Origin of the sequence: Mycobacterium sp. NPDC050551 (genome assembly GCF_040674075.1) — a bacterium.
Lineage (GTDB): Bacteria > Actinomycetota > Actinomycetes > Mycobacteriales > Mycobacteriaceae > Mycobacterium.
In genome coordinates this window covers 313,309-326,210 of sequence record NZ_JBFARC010000002.1, presented here as the reverse complement: position 1 = coordinate 326,210, position 12,902 = coordinate 313,309, and the positions used below count along the sequence as shown (strand labels likewise).

The 12,902-nt window shown below is 68.0% G+C and carries 14 protein-coding genes; 3 read left to right on the top strand and 11 right to left on the bottom strand.

Annotated elements, in window-relative coordinates:
- Positions 1-7 precede the first annotated feature (7 nt).
- Positions 8-640, top strand: a complete 633-nt coding sequence (locus AB0K11_RS08190; RefSeq protein WP_364974535.1) for a DUF4245 domain-containing protein — start codon at positions 8-10, stop codon at positions 638-640.
- Positions 641-653: 13 nt separating this feature from the next.
- Positions 654-1,487, top strand: coding sequence for a dienelactone hydrolase family protein (locus AB0K11_RS08185; RefSeq protein WP_364974533.1), 834 nt, complete (start codon positions 654-656; stop codon positions 1,485-1,487).
- Here the strand turns inward: AB0K11_RS08185 and AB0K11_RS08180 are convergent.
- The 3 genes from AB0K11_RS08180 to AB0K11_RS08170 are packed head-to-tail and all read right to left on the bottom strand — an operon-like array spanning position 1,484 to position 4,025.
- Positions 1,484-1,978, bottom strand: a complete 495-nt coding sequence (locus AB0K11_RS08180; protein ID WP_364974530.1) for a TspO/MBR family protein — start codon at positions 1,976-1,978, stop codon at positions 1,484-1,486. The genes AB0K11_RS08185 and AB0K11_RS08180 overlap by 4 nt on opposite strands.
- 11 nt (positions 1,979-1,989) lie before the next feature.
- Positions 1,990-3,225, bottom strand: coding sequence for an AI-2E family transporter (locus AB0K11_RS08175; protein ID WP_364974528.1), 1,236 nt, complete (start codon positions 3,223-3,225; stop codon positions 1,990-1,992).
- A complete protein-coding gene (locus AB0K11_RS08170) occupies positions 3,225-4,025 on the bottom strand; it encodes an SDR family oxidoreductase (RefSeq protein ID WP_364974525.1) in 801 nt (266 codons plus the stop codon). The genes AB0K11_RS08175 and AB0K11_RS08170 overlap by 1 nt, the downstream gene beginning before the upstream one ends.
- A gap of 354 nt (positions 4,026-4,379) precedes the next feature.
- Between AB0K11_RS08170 and AB0K11_RS08165 the strand changes: the two genes are divergently transcribed.
- On the top strand, positions 4,380-4,640 hold the full coding sequence (locus AB0K11_RS08165) for a hypothetical protein (protein WP_364974523.1): 261 nt from the start codon (positions 4,380-4,382) through the stop codon (positions 4,638-4,640).
- 2 nt (positions 4,641-4,642) lie between these two features.
- Here AB0K11_RS08165 and AB0K11_RS08160 read toward each other — a convergent pair whose 3' ends face one another.
- From AB0K11_RS08160 to AB0K11_RS08125, 8 genes are all read right to left on the bottom strand, one after another.
- Positions 4,643-5,521 carry a formylglycine-generating enzyme family protein gene (locus AB0K11_RS08160; protein ID WP_364974520.1) on the bottom strand — a complete coding sequence of 293 codons (879 nt, stop codon included), beginning with the start codon at positions 5,519-5,521 and terminating at the stop codon, positions 4,643-4,645.
- Positions 5,514-6,458, bottom strand: coding sequence for an HAD family hydrolase (locus AB0K11_RS08155; RefSeq protein WP_364974517.1), 945 nt, complete (start codon positions 6,456-6,458; stop codon positions 5,514-5,516). Before AB0K11_RS08155 ends, AB0K11_RS08160 begins: the two co-directional genes overlap by 8 nt.
- The gene (locus AB0K11_RS08150) at positions 6,458-8,011 is read right to left on the bottom strand and encodes an arylsulfatase (protein ID WP_364974515.1); all 1,554 of its coding nucleotides are present in this window, start codon (positions 8,009-8,011) and stop codon (positions 6,458-6,460) included. Before AB0K11_RS08150 ends, AB0K11_RS08155 begins: the two co-directional genes overlap by 1 nt.
- Positions 8,012-8,015: 4 nt before the next feature.
- Entirely contained in the window at positions 8,016-9,566 is a 1,551-nt protein-coding gene (locus AB0K11_RS08145) for an arylsulfatase (RefSeq protein WP_364974512.1), read from the bottom strand.
- Between the two features lie 144 nt (positions 9,567-9,710).
- The gene (locus AB0K11_RS08140) at positions 9,711-10,796 is read right to left on the bottom strand and encodes an NAD-dependent epimerase/dehydratase family protein (RefSeq protein WP_364974509.1); all 1,086 of its coding nucleotides are present in this window, start codon (positions 10,794-10,796) and stop codon (positions 9,711-9,713) included.
- Positions 10,797-10,857: 61 nt separating this feature from the next.
- On the bottom strand, positions 10,858-11,070 hold the full coding sequence (locus tag AB0K11_RS08135) for an exodeoxyribonuclease VII small subunit (RefSeq protein WP_264012761.1): 213 nt from the start codon (positions 11,068-11,070) through the stop codon (positions 10,858-10,860).
- Positions 11,071-11,072: 2 nt separating this feature from the next.
- On the bottom strand, positions 11,073-12,293 hold the full coding sequence (xseA, locus tag AB0K11_RS08130) for an exodeoxyribonuclease VII large subunit (protein WP_364974506.1): 1,221 nt from the start codon (positions 12,291-12,293) through the stop codon (positions 11,073-11,075).
- Positions 12,290-12,847, bottom strand: coding sequence for a lipid droplet-associated protein (locus tag AB0K11_RS08125; RefSeq protein ID WP_364974502.1), 558 nt, complete (start codon positions 12,845-12,847; stop codon positions 12,290-12,292). The genes xseA and AB0K11_RS08125 overlap by 4 nt, the downstream gene beginning before the upstream one ends.
- Positions 12,848-12,902: the final 55 nt, after the last annotated feature.

Sequence of the window (12,902 nt, the reverse complement as noted above, 5' to 3'; positions counted from 1 at the left end):
GGCAACTATGACGCAGCCGCAGCCCGCTCCCAGGGAGCCGAAGTCACGGCTGCTCCACGACGGCCGGGACATGTTCTGGTCGATAGGGCCGCTGGTGCTGGCGTGCGTCGTGCTGGCCGGTGTGCTGGGCATGTGCTCGTTCGCGCCCGCCGGTCCCGGGGAGGGCCGGGTGCCGAACTTCGACGCTCCCGCCGCGCTGCGCGCCGACGCCGACGCACTGCGCATCCCGGTGCGGGTGCCGGCGCTGCCGGAGGGCTGGCGGGCCAATTCCGGTGGCCGCGAGGGCATCGACGGCGGCCGCACCGATCCCGCGACCGGCCAGGCGGTGCGCGCGGTGGCGACGCGGGTCGGCTACCTGGCGCCCAACGGGATGTACCTGAGCCTGACGCAGAGCAACGCCGACGAGGACGCGCTGGTCGGCTCGATCAATCCGGACGCCTACCCGACGGGCAGCCAGGACGTCGCAGGCCGGTCGTGGGTGGTCTACGAGGGCGGCGAGGACGCGGAGCCGGTGTGGACCACGAGGCTCGACGGCGCGGGCGGCCCGGCGCAGATCGCGATCACCGGCGCCGGTGGTACAGACGAGTACCGTACGCTGGCGCAGGCCACCCAGAGTCAGCGGCCGCTGACCGTCCCCTAGCCCAGGAGCTGCGATGACCTCGCCGGAGTCGAATGCCCCCACTGGAGCGGCTCCGGAAGCCGATCTGACCGGATGGACCTGCGAGCCGTTCACCGCAGCCGGCTACACCCACGACGTGTACCGCAGGGGCGAGGGTCCCGGTGTGGTGCTCATCCCCGAGATGCCCGGCCTGCACCCAGGCGTGCTCGCGCTCGGCAACCACCTCGTCGACAACGGCTTCACCGTCGCGGCGCCGTCCCTGTTCGGCACACCGGGGCAGCCCGCACTCGGACCGGGTGCGGTGCCCGTGCTGCTCAAGGGCTGCGTGTCCAAGGAGTTCGCCGCCTTCGCGACCAACGTCGACCGGCCGGTGGCCCACTACCTGCGCGCGCTGGCCCGCGACCTCAACGACCGCACGCCCGGCCCCGGCGTCGGCGTGATCGGGCAGTGCTTCACCGGCGGCTTCGCGCTCGCCGCCGCCGTAGACGACAGCGTGCTGGCGCCGGTGCTCAGCCAGCCCTCGGTGCCGATACCGCTGACCGGCAAGCACAAGCGCGACCCGGGGCTCTCGGAGCGCGAACTGCGGATCGTCAAACAGCGCGCCGACGAGGACGGGCTGTGCGCGTTGGCGTTGCGGTTCAGCAAGGACCCACTGGCGCCGGGTGAGCGGTTCCGCACCCTCAAGGACCGGCTGGGCGACGCGTTCGAGGTGATCGAGATCGACGCCGGGAAGGGCAACGAGCACGGCTTCGGCGTGATGTCGCACTCGGTGCTGACCCGCGAGGTCCGCGAGGTCGACGGCCATCCGGCCTACGAGGCGCGCAAGCGGGTGGTCGAGTTCCTCACCCGGCGTCTGAAGTCCGGCTAGGTGTTCAGCTGCCAGACGGCGAAGTTCAGGGCCAGCGCGAAGACCGACCACACCAGGTAGGGCACCAGCAGCGCGCCGGCGACCACCGAGCGCCGCCAGAACAGCACGACGGTCGCGACGAGGACGACCAGGAGCACGGTGAGATCGGCGAACGCGACGCCGCGCCAGCCCAGTCCGAAGAACAGCGGCGTCCACGCCGCGTTCAGCACGAGCTGTACCGCGTACAGCGTCAGCGCACGACGGGTGTCCTCGGACGGTCCGGTGCGCCACACCAGCCAGGCGGCCAGCGCCATCAGGCCGTAGAGCACCGTCCATACCGGACCGAACACCCAGGACGGCGGCGCCCACGAGGGCTGCTCCAGCCGCGCGTAGTCCTGCGCCGATGTGGCCGAGGCCAGCCCCCCGATCACCGAGGCGGCGACCACGGCCAGCACCGAGATCGCCAAGGCGAGTGCTGCTCTGCTCCGGGGTGCGGCGGTGTTCGTGACCATGAACTCGCAGACTACGCGGGCGGTTCGGCGGGCCGGACCGGCTCGGCTGCGGGTCCGTCGGCGTCGTCCGCGTCGTGCTCCGGCTCGGCGGCGGGTGCCTGCCTGCGCGCGCGGGTGAGGAGCCGGCGCAACCGACCCGGCTTCTCGTCCTCGCCCTCCTCGTCGAACTGGTCCAGCGGCACGCCCTTGTAGACCGCGAGATAGACGGTGACGGTGGTGACGACGACGATCATCACCACCGGGCCGATCACGATGCCCCAGAAGCCCCACATCGCGATGCCGGCGAACACCGCCAGCAGCATCAGCGCCGAGTCCAGCCGCGCCTGGCGCGGGACGAGGATCGGCCGCAGCACGTTGTCGATGTTCGTCACCACCAGCAGGTGGAACGCGATGACGAAGATGCCGCCGAAGACGTTGCCGAACAACATCATCCCGATACCGACCGGGATGCTGAGGATGCCACCGCCCAGCGGGATCACCGACAGCGCGGTCAGCAGGATCGCGAAGATGAAGAAGCCCTGGTGGAATCCGGCGATGTAGATCGACGCGGCGCCGGCGAAGCCCTGGGCCACCGCGATCACGAACTGGCCGAAGACGGTGCCGCGCACCATCGCACCCATCTTCTCCAGGTAGAGGTCGGTGATCTCCTCGCCGAGCGGGTTCAGCTTGCGGATCACCATGACCACCTCGTCGCGGTTGGTCAGCAGCGAGATGAACACGTAGAGAAAGAGCACGGCCGCCGTGACGCCGCCGACCAGGCCGCCGACGGCGCCCTGCAGGATGCCCAGCAGGTACTCGCCGGCGTGCTGGGCGACGGTGGCGGTGCGTTCCTGCAGCATGTCGGGCGTCACCCGGAAGTCGTCGAGAAACGGGATCTTCGCCAGCGTCTGGTTGACCACGTTGAGCGCCCTGGTGCCCAGCGCGCCGAGGTCGGTCTTGCCCATCCACGCCGACACGCTGCCGACCATGTTGGTGATCTGGACGACGGCGAAGAACACCAGCCCGCTCACCGGGATGATGATCGCGCCGATCACCGCCAGCAGCGTCAGGGTCGCCGACAGGCCCGTGCCGAACCGTCGCCTGCACCGCTCGTAGAGCGGGTTGAACAGGTAGGCGACGACGGCCGCGACCACCACGAGGATGAAGAAGGTACGCAGGAAGTAGGCGGCGAACGCCAGCGCGATCACCGTCGCGACGGCCAGTGCACGCTTCTGCGAGTCGGTGAACTCGGGACCCGCGGTGGCCATCAGTGCGCCTCGGCGAGTCGCATGACGTGGCCGAGCACGTCGGGGTAGCGCTTGAGATGGGCGCCGCCGTTGAGGTCGAGGACCTCGCCGGTCAGCCAGGACGCCTGCGGCGAGCACAGGAAGACCACGGCTGCCGCGATGTCCTCGGGCGTGCCCGCCCGGCCCAGTGCGGTGTTCTCGATGTAGTCCTCGACCACGCCGGGGATCGACGCGGCCGGCTGGGTGAGCGGGGTGTGCACGAAACCGGGTGCGACGGCGTTGACGCGGATGCCGCGCGGACCCAGTTCGAGGGCGGCGACCTGGGTAAGCATCGACAGCCCCGCCTTGGCCGCACAGTACGCACTCATCGCGGCGGCCGGCTGGCGGCCGTTCAGCGACGAGATCGACACCAGCGCGCCACCTTCGGTCAGCCGCCTGCCGGCGTGCTTGGCGACGATGAAGGCACCGGTGAGGCAGACGTCGATCACCGACCGCCACTGGTCGACCGGCATGTCGACGATCAGCCCGACATTGCTGAACCCGGCGCAGTTCACCACGACGTCGACCGTGCCGAGATCGTCGAACAGCCGCTGCACCGACTCCTCGTCGGTGACGTCGACGGTCGCCGCGACGTGCGGGTCGCCGAGCTCACCGGCCCGGTCGCGTGCGCCCTCGGCGTTCAGGTCGGCGACCACGACCCGGCAGCCGTCGGCGGCCAGTGCCCGTGCGGTGGCCCATCCGATCCCGGAGGCGCCGCCGATGACGACGGCAGTGCGGTGCTCACTCACGAGGTGCTCCTGTCCGGGCCTGCATCGCCCCATTGACCAGCACTGCGTCCAGGATCGCCCGCCCGCAGAACTGGAACGTGTTGCAACAGTAGCGAACGCGGCGATTGCGGGGGAGTGTTGCGCACCATCGCCGGCGGCGGCGGGCGGTTGTTAGCCAGCGACCTGCGCGGCGCCGTCCCGGTCGGGTATCTCCGGTGGCAGGGACGCCGCGGGCGGCGGACACGGGGTTTGCTCGAATTGTCCGCAAGTAATTGGTTCGTTATTGGTCGGCGGACGGTGAAAGAAAATCACCGACTTGGAATTTGCGTGAAATCAATACCACTTGCGTCTCCCGTCAATTTCTGTGATGTACTTCGAGAGCTGTCGGGGCACTTATGGGAGGTTGTGATGACTGCGGACATCGACGAGGCGGCCAGCGGCAACGGGTCTTCCGACATTGCCGTCGATACGCGTGTTGTGGTGCATCCGGGAACTGATCATGAAATGCACGGCGTTGTCGTCGAGGATTTTGCTGAGCTTGCCGGAATGGCGGTCGACGTCGCGGAGAACAGGATCGTCGAGGCGGCGCGCAGGTGGGCGGTGAGCACCGACGACGGCGGTCTGGTGTTCGTCGACAGCGACAGTCTGGTCGCAGAGACCGACGAATAGGCTCAGCGCCTCACGCACCGGAAGCCGATGTGGCTCATGCCGGTGTCCACCGGCTGTGGCCGTCGCGCCGCAGGCCGGTATCGGCTGCAGTAACTGTCTGCACACAGGAACGAGCCACCCTTGACCACCCTGCGGGGCACGGCGAACTGCGGCTGCGCGGGGTCGTAGGAGTCCTCCGCGCAGCACGGTGTCGCGGTGCGGTCGCTGCCGTACCAGTCGGCGGTCCACTCCCACACGTTGCCCGCCATGTCGAAGAGGCCGTAGCCGTTCGGTGGGAAGCTGCCCACCGGTTTGGTTGTGCCGTAGCCGGTTTCGGGTAGGTACGGGAACTCGCCGTGCCAGTAGTTGGCCAGCCGCCGGTCGCGGCCCTCGGGCTCGTCACCCCAGGTGTAGGCGGCGGCGGCCAGTCCGCCGCGCGCCGCGGTCTCCCACTCGGGTTCGGTCGGCAGTGCCCTGCCCGCCCACTGCGCGTAGGCCTCGGCGTCTTCGTAGGCGACGTGCACCACCGGATGCTGCTCGCGGCCCTTCAGCGACGACCTCGGCCCGCGGGGATGCTTCCAGCAGGCCCCGGGAGTCCACGTCCACCACTGGTTGAGGTGCCGCAGGTCCACCGGGCCCGCCGTCCTGGTGAACACCATCGACCCCGGCTGCAGGTTCTGCGGCGGCGCACCGGGGAAGTCGGCGGGGTCGAGCGGCCGCTCGGCGACGGTGACGTAGCCGGTCGCGTCGACGAATTCGGCGAACCGGGCGTTGGTGACCTGGTGGGCCTCGACCCAGAAGCCGTCGACGTCGACCTCGCGCGCCGGCGCTTCCTCCGGGTAGTGGTCGTCGGAGCCGAGCACCACGCGCTGCGCCGGGATCCGGATCAGGTCGTCAGTCACAGGCCTCTGTGACGACGCCACTCCCTGCGCCGGTGCCGAACACGCCGGACCAGTCGTCGCGCATGCTGATCACCGTCCAGCCGTAGGCCGCGGCATGCTCGAGGGCACGCTCCGCGCCTGCGGTGTAAGCGAATTCGCGTTCGGCGTCGTCGTGGTTGACCAGCAGCCGCAGCCCCCGGGTGTACTGCAGCATCTCGTCGTCGCCGTTGGAGTTGCCCGCGGCCAGGATCGGTCGCCGTCCAATGCGGCTCCAGATGCGGACCGGCTTCTCCGGCCCGTCGTCGAAGATGTCGAGCACCGGTTCGATCAGCAGGTCGCCCTCGCCGTCGGCGCCGTCGAACCGCAGGCCCTGCGCGCTGCCCACCACCCGTTCCGGCGGGATGCCGTAGATCGCCGACGTGACCGGTCGCATGAAGTCGCGGCCGCCGCCGGAGACGATGTAGCAGGTGAACCCGTTCGACTCGAGGTAGCGCAGCAACTCGACCATCGGCGCGTAGGTGCACTCGACGTAGGGCCGGTCGAGGGTGGGATGTCGGGCGTCGGCGAAGAACGCCGAGACCAGGGCGGCGTGGTCCTGCACCGTCATCGTCGCGTGCAGCGCCATCACCGCGCCCGCAAGGGTTTTCAGGTCGGCGTCGTCACCCTGGTAGTGCTTGGTGATCGCACCGCCGAACCACGCGAGGTCACCCGACACGGCCGCCTGATACGGCTGCTGTTCGGCCAGCGAGGAGTCGGCCGAGGCCTTCTCCGCGAGCCTGCGCACGATGAAGTCGAGCTGGATGTACATCGGCTTCTCGCACCACAGGGTGCCGTCGTTGTCGAAGACGGCGATGCGCTCCTCCGGCTCGGTGTAGTCCGGGGTGCCCTTGGTGGCGACGGCGTCGACGAAGGCGATGATCGCCGACTTGGTCGGCCCGTCGTTCCAGTGGTTGAGCATCAGCCCCCTCGCGTCGCGAGGAACTTGTTGAGCTCCTCCACGGCATGGTTGATCGTGAACGTGGCGGGCTCCTGGCGCGGCGGGAACTCCTTGAAGGTGTCCAGGAACTGCGTCGCGATCGCCGAACCGTAGAGCACCAGATAGATGCGGTCGATCACCCAGTCCCAGTAAGTGTTCGACGTGATGTCGGCGCGCTCGTACGGATCGGTCCGCAGGTTGAACAGCTTCGGCGCCCGCAACTTCGTGAACGGTTCGAACCAGATCTGCAAGGTGCCCTCGCAGCGCTGCTCCTGGAAGACGACCTTCCAGTTCTCGGCGCGGATGCCGAGCACGTCGCAGTCGTCGGAGAAATAGATCATCCCGCGGCGCGGACTCTTGTCGACCTCACCCGTCAGGTAGGGCAGCAGGTTGAACCCGTCGATGTGCACCTTGTACTCGGTGTTGCCGTCGGCGCCGGCGGTGTGCCCCTTCTTGAGTTTCTCCACGATGTCCGGATCGCCCGCGGCGGCCAGGAACGTCGGCAGCCAGTCGTGATGCTGGACGATCTCGTTGGAGACGCTGCGCGGCTTGATCTTGCCGGTCCACCGGATCAGTTCCGGGATCCGGAAGGCGCCCTCCCAGTTGGTGGCCTTCTCGCTGCGGAACGGCGTGGTGGCGCCGTCGGGCCAGCTGTTGGCGTGCGGCCCGTTGTCGGTTGAGTAGATGACGATGGTGTCCTCGGCGATGCCGAGTTCGTCCACCAGGTCGAGCAGCGTGCCGACGTGGCGATCGTGGTCGATCATCGTGTCGTGGTATTGCGACTGCCACCGGCCGGCCTGGCCGACGCTCTCCGGTTTGGTGTGGGTCCGGAAGTGCATGTGCGTCATGTTCATCCAGACGAAGAACGGCGTCTGCGCGTCGTGCTGGCGCCGGATGAACTCGGCGCACGCGCCGGTGGTCTCGTCGTCGATGGTCTCCATCCGCTTCTTGGTCAGCGGTCCGGTGTCCTCGATCCGCTGCTTGCCCACCGGGCCGTAGCGGTCGTCGACCTCGCCGGAATCCTCGTCGGTGGCCCACGAGTGGATGACACCCCGGGGGAGCAGCGCGCGCCGCAGTATCGGCGCCTCCTCCTCGGTGGGGTAGTCGGCGTTCTCGGGTTCTTCCTCGGCGTTGAGGTGGTAGAGGTTGCCGAAGAACTCGTCGAATCCGTGCGCGGTCGGCAGGAACTTGTTCAGGTCGCCGAGGTGGTTCTTGCCGAACTGCCCGGTCGCATAGCCCAGCGGCTTGAGCAGTTCGGCGATCGTCGGATCCTCCTTCTGCAGGCCGACGTCCATCCCGGGCATCCCGACCTTGCTCATCCCGGTGCGGTAGACGCTCTGTCCGGTGATGAACGACGACCGGCCGGCGGTGCAGCTCTGCTCGCCGTACGAATCGGTGAAAAGCATTCCCTCGTCGGCGATCCGGTCGATGTTGGGCGTGAAATAGCCCATCATGCCGCGGCTGTAGCAACTCAGGTTCGAGATGCCGATGTCGTCGCCCCAGATGACCAGGATGTTCGGCTTGCTGTCGGGCACGGTGTCAGTCCTTTGCTAGGAAGTCTTCGAGCTTCTGCACGATCTGGTCGACGCTGAAACTGGCCGGTGGGTGCCGGGGCGGGAACTCCTTGAAGGTGTCGAGGAACTGTGCCGCCATCGCGGTGGCGTAGAACACGAAGAAGTCGCGCCGCAGGAACCACTCGTAGTAGGTGTTCGACGTGATGTCGGCGTACTCGTACGGGTCGGTGCGCAGGTTGAACAACTTGGGCACCCGAAGCGCGGTGAACGGCTCGGCCCAGGTGCGCAGCGTGCCCTGGCAGCGCTGCTCGGCGAACACGATCTTCCAGTTCTCGAAGCGCATGCCCACCAGCTCGGCGTCGTCGTTGAAGTAGAAGAATCCGCGCCGCGGGCTGTGCTCCACTTCGCCCGTGAGATACGGCAGCAGATTGAACCCGTCGATGTGCACCTTGTACTCGGTGTTCCCGTCGGCCCCGGCCTTGTGGCCCTGCTTCAGCTTGTCGCTGATGTCGGGGTCGCCGGCGGCGGCGAGCAGCGTCGGCAGCCAGTCGTGATGCTGGATGATGTCGTTGGACACGCTGCCGGCCTTGATCTTCGCGGGCCAGCGGATCAGCTCCGGCACCCGGTAGGCGCCCTCCCAGTTGGTGTTCTTCTCGCTGCGGAACGGTGTGGTGCCCGCATCCGGCCACGAGTTGCGGTGCGGACCGTTGTCGGTGGAGTAGATGACGATGGTGTCGTCGGCGATGCCGAGCTCGTCGAGGGCGTCGAGCACCGTGCCGACGTTCTTGTCGTGGTCGATCATCGCGTCGTGGTACTCGGACTGCCACAGTCCGGCCTGGCCCCGGCTCTCGGGCTTCACGTGCGTGTAGAGGTGCATGTGGGTGAAGTTGCACCAGACGAAGAACGGGGTGTCGGCCTCATGCTGGCGCTTGATGTACTCAACGGTGCGGTCAGCGATGTCGTCGTCGATGGTCTCCATCCGCTTGGCGGTCAGCGGACCGGTGTCCTCGACGGTCTGTTTTCCGACCGGGCCGAACTTCTCGTCGTCCGGTTCCGTCGATTCCTCTGCGAGCGCCTTGCAGTCGAGCACCCCGCGCGGCAGGGCCTGTTCGTAGAGCCGCGGGAACTGGTCCTTGTGTGGATAGTCGAACTGCTCGGGCTCCTCCTCGGCGTTGAGGTGATAGAGGTTGCCGTAGAACTCGTCGAAGCCGTGCACCGTCGGCAGGTACTTGTTCAGGTCACCGAAGTGGTTCTTGCCGAACTGGCCGGTGGCGTAGCCGAGTGGCTTGAGCAGCTCGGCGATGGTGGGATCTTCGGCCGCCCAACCGATGTCGACGCCCGGGACGCCGACCTTGCTCATCCCGGTGCGGTACACGCTTTGTCCACTGATGAACGCGGCACGGCCCGCCGTGCAGCTTTGCTCGCCATAGCTGTCGGTGAACCGCATGCCCTCGCTCGCGATGCGGTCGATGTTGGGGGTGCGATAGCCCATCATGCCGTCGCTGTAACAACTGAGATTCGAGATCCCGATGTCGTCGCCCCAGATGACCAGAATGTTCGGCTTACCGTTCGGCACGGCGACTCCCTCGTTATTGACGGTCGCCTCGACTCTAGGGCGATTGGCGCCAGAAAGGGTCGACTTGCCGTCTAACGAATGTGAATTCTCGGCCGATCGTTGCGGGGGTGGACATTTGGAGTCTGTGCGCAGCTCAGCGGGTGATCAGGCCCGCGCGGGCACCGGCTGCGCGGCCTTGAGTTCGTTGTACAGGTCGACGTAGTAGGGCAGACATTCCTGCAGCGCCTGCTCGGTGGTGAACAGCGGCCGGTATCCGAGGTCGCGCTCGGCCTTGGCGATCGAGAAGTAGTTGTCGAGGTAGAGCCGTTCCACGCCGAGCGGTTCCAGCGGTGGCTTGGCGATGCCCAGGCGGAAGTGCAGCCACTGCCAGATGGTCATCACGAGCCACACCAGCCGGCCCGGCACCCGCACCTTGGGCCACTTCTCGCCGCAGGCCTGCACCACCGGGCGGGCGAACTCGAACATGTTGATCGGCTCGCCGTCGTTGATGAAGTAGGCCTGGCCGGGCGCGGTGCCGCCGGGCACCAGGTGCTGGCCGGCCAGGATGAAGCCGTGAATCAGGTTGTGCACATAGGAGTTGTCGAGCTTGACCTGCTCGCTGCCGATCAGCACCTTGACGTGGCCGGCCAGCACTCCTTCGAAGACCTTGCGGAACATCGTCTTGTCGCCGCGACCCCAGATGCCGCTGGGCCGGATCGAGCAGGTGAGCATCCCGTCGACCCCGTTCTGGGACAACACGAAACGCTCGGCTGCCACCTTGGTCTCGGTGTACAGGTCGTTGAACCGCGCGGTGTAGGGCAGGGTCTCTTCGCCGTTGGCGATCGGCCGGCCGCCCATCACCACGCTGTTGGACGCCGTGTACACGAACCGCTTCACACCGGCCGCGCGCGCGGCGCGCACCAGTTTCTCGGTGCCGCCGACGTTGACGGCGAAGCTGCGCTGCCGGTACTCCTCGGTGACCGACGCCCCGCCCATCAGGTCGATGATCGCGGCGGTGTGGATGACCGTGTCGATACCGGCGACGGCGGCCGCGACGGTGTCCTCGTCGCAGATGTCGCCCTCGACCGTCTCCAGCCCGGGACGGCCGGCCAGCGCCGACGGCACCCGGTCGAAGGAGCGGACCTGGTGGCCCCTGTCGAGCAGCTCGGTCACCAGGTTGCAGCCCACGAATCCGGAGCCGCCGGTCACCAGCACTCGGCCCAGTTCAGTCGTCAACGATGCATCGCCCATGCGGCGACTATAACTGAAACGTGTTCTAGTTTGAAGCGCGTCGGGAGAAATTCTGCCCGAATCAGGCGTCCTCGGCATCCCGTGCGGCCAGGGCGTCGGCCACCCGCTTACGCGCGCCAGCCAGGTGCTCCTCGCAGCATTTGGCCAGCTCCTCGCCCCTTTCCCAGAGCTTGAGCGAGGCGTCGAGATCCAGTCCGCCTTGCTCGAGGCGTTGCACGACGTCGATCAACTCGTCGCGGGCCTCTTCGTACCCCATCTGACTAATGGGCTTCATATTCAGGCTCCTTCGGGTCCTTCGCTGACCGCCGTCACCGCGCCGTCGGCCACCCGCACCCGGATCCGCGTGCCTGCGGGCGCGTCGGCGACCGAGTGCAGCACCCGGCCGCCCGTCTGCACCACCGCGTAGCCGCGGGCCAGCGTGGCCGCAGGCCCCAGCGTCTTGAGCCGGGCCGACAGATGCCCGGTGCGGTCGCTCTCTGCTGTGATGAGACGTCCGATGTCGCGGCGCGCGGCCGCCACCGCCCGGTGGATCTCCTCGGAGCGGGCGTCGAGCGCCTGCAGCGGCTGCGCCAGCACCGGGCGGCTGCGCAACTGCGCGAGCAGGTGTTGTTCACGGTTCACCCAGTTGCGCAGAGCTCCCGCGCTGCGCTGCCGCAGCTCCGCGACCAGGGCCTGTTCGGCCGCCGCATCGGGGACGATGCGCTTGGCCGCATCCGTCGGCGTGGCGGCCCGCAGGTCGGCGACCAGGTCGCACAGCGGATTGTCCGGTTCGTGGCCGATGGCGCTGACGACGGGCGTCGTGCACGCCGCGATCTCACGGCACAGCGTCTCGTCGTAGAACGGCAGCAGGTCCTCCACGCTGCCACCGCCGCGCGCGATGACGATCACGTCGACGCCGGGATCTTTGTCCAGTTCGCGCAGCGCCTCGACCACCTGCGGCACGGTGTTCGGCCCCTGCACGGCGGTGTTGCGGATCGCGAAGCGCACCGCGGGCCAGCGTTCGGTGGCGACGGCGACCACGTCACGCTCGGCATGACTGGCCCGCCCGGTGATGAGGCCGACGGTGCCGGGCAGGAAGGGGATCGGCCGTTTCAGCCGCGCATCGAACAGGCCTTCGGCCGCGAGCAGTTCGCGCAGCCGGGCGATGCGGGCCAGCAGTTCGCCGAGGCCGACGGCGCGGATCTCGGTGATGCGCAGGCTGAACGAGCCGTTGCGGGTGTAGAACTGCGGCTTGCCGAGCACGATCACCTGCGTGCCCTCCGCCAATGGCACCGGGGCGTTGGCCACCAGGTCGCGCGGGCAGCTCACCGACAGCGACATGTCCGCCGCGGGGTCACGCAGCACCATCCACGCCGTCGACTGGCGCAGCTTCAACTCGGTGAGCTGACCCTCGATCCAGACCATGCCGAGCCGGTCGATGTACTTGGCCACCCGGGTGGCGACTGCACGGACCGGCCAGGGATTCTCCGCCGACTGGCCCGGCTCGGAGGTGGTCACTTCGCGCTGGCGCGGGTGATCCTGTTGGCGAGCAGCGTCTGGAACGGGGCGCGCGCCTTCGTGTCGCCCTCGTAGTCGAGCAGCGCTTCGAGGTCGGCGATCCGCAGCGAGGGCAGCCGCGCGCGCAACTGGGCGAGCGTCAGCGACTCGTAATCCAGCTCGGTGACGATCTCGGGCGTGTCCGGCTTGGTCTTCTGGGTGGCCGGCTTCTCAGGGGCCGGCGACTCGGGCTCACCGGTGCTGTAGAGCGCGAAGCGACCCTCGGTGCGACGCTCGCCGTCGTCACCGGAATCGGCGGACCCGTCGTCCGCGTCCTCGTCGAATGTCGCCCATTCCGGCTGTTCATCCTTGGGCGGGAAGATCGATTCGAGGGTCTCGTCGCCCTTGATCACCAGGGCCGCGACGTCCTGCTGCGCCTTCATCACGAAGTGCGCCACCTGGCTGACGATCGTCATCGGATACATCAGGATGGTCTGCGGCAGCTTTCGGGTCTCCTCGATGGCGGTCACGGCTGCGCCGACCAGCAGACGGACCCCATAGGGTGCGGTAGCCATGGGGCCAGCCTACGGCGGGCTCGCCAACTGGTCCGATACCCCTGCGGGTAAGTAC

Bases quoted from the DNA above. Each gene is read 5' to 3' on its own strand.
- AB0K11_RS08190 (WP_364974535.1), top strand. From the start codon at position 8: ATGACGCAGCCGCAGCCCGCTCCCAGGGAGCCGAAGTCACGGCTGCTC.
- AB0K11_RS08185 (WP_364974533.1), top strand. From the start codon at position 654: ATGACCTCGCCGGAGTCGAATGCCCCCACTGGAGCGGCTCCGGAAGCC.
- AB0K11_RS08180 (WP_364974530.1), bottom strand. From the start codon at position 1,978: ATGGTCACGAACACCGCCGCACCCCGGAGCAGAGCAGCACTCGCCTTG.
- AB0K11_RS08175 (WP_364974528.1), bottom strand. From the start codon at position 3,225: ATGGCCACCGCGGGTCCCGAGTTCACCGACTCGCAGAAGCGTGCACTG.
- AB0K11_RS08170 (WP_364974525.1), bottom strand. From the start codon at position 4,025: ATGGGGCGATGCAGGCCCGGACAGGAGCACCTCGTGAGTGAGCACCGC.
- AB0K11_RS08165 (WP_364974523.1), top strand. From the start codon at position 4,380: ATGACTGCGGACATCGACGAGGCGGCCAGCGGCAACGGGTCTTCCGAC.
- AB0K11_RS08155 (WP_364974517.1), bottom strand. From the start codon at position 6,458: ATGCTCAACCACTGGAACGACGGGCCGACCAAGTCGGCGATCATCGCC.
- AB0K11_RS08140 (WP_364974509.1), bottom strand. From the start codon at position 10,796: ATGGGCGATGCATCGTTGACGACTGAACTGGGCCGAGTGCTGGTGACC.
- AB0K11_RS08135 (WP_264012761.1), bottom strand. From the start codon at position 11,070: ATGAAGCCCATTAGTCAGATGGGGTACGAAGAGGCCCGCGACGAGTTG.
- AB0K11_RS08125 (WP_364974502.1), bottom strand. From the start codon at position 12,847: ATGGCTACCGCACCCTATGGGGTCCGTCTGCTGGTCGGCGCAGCCGTG.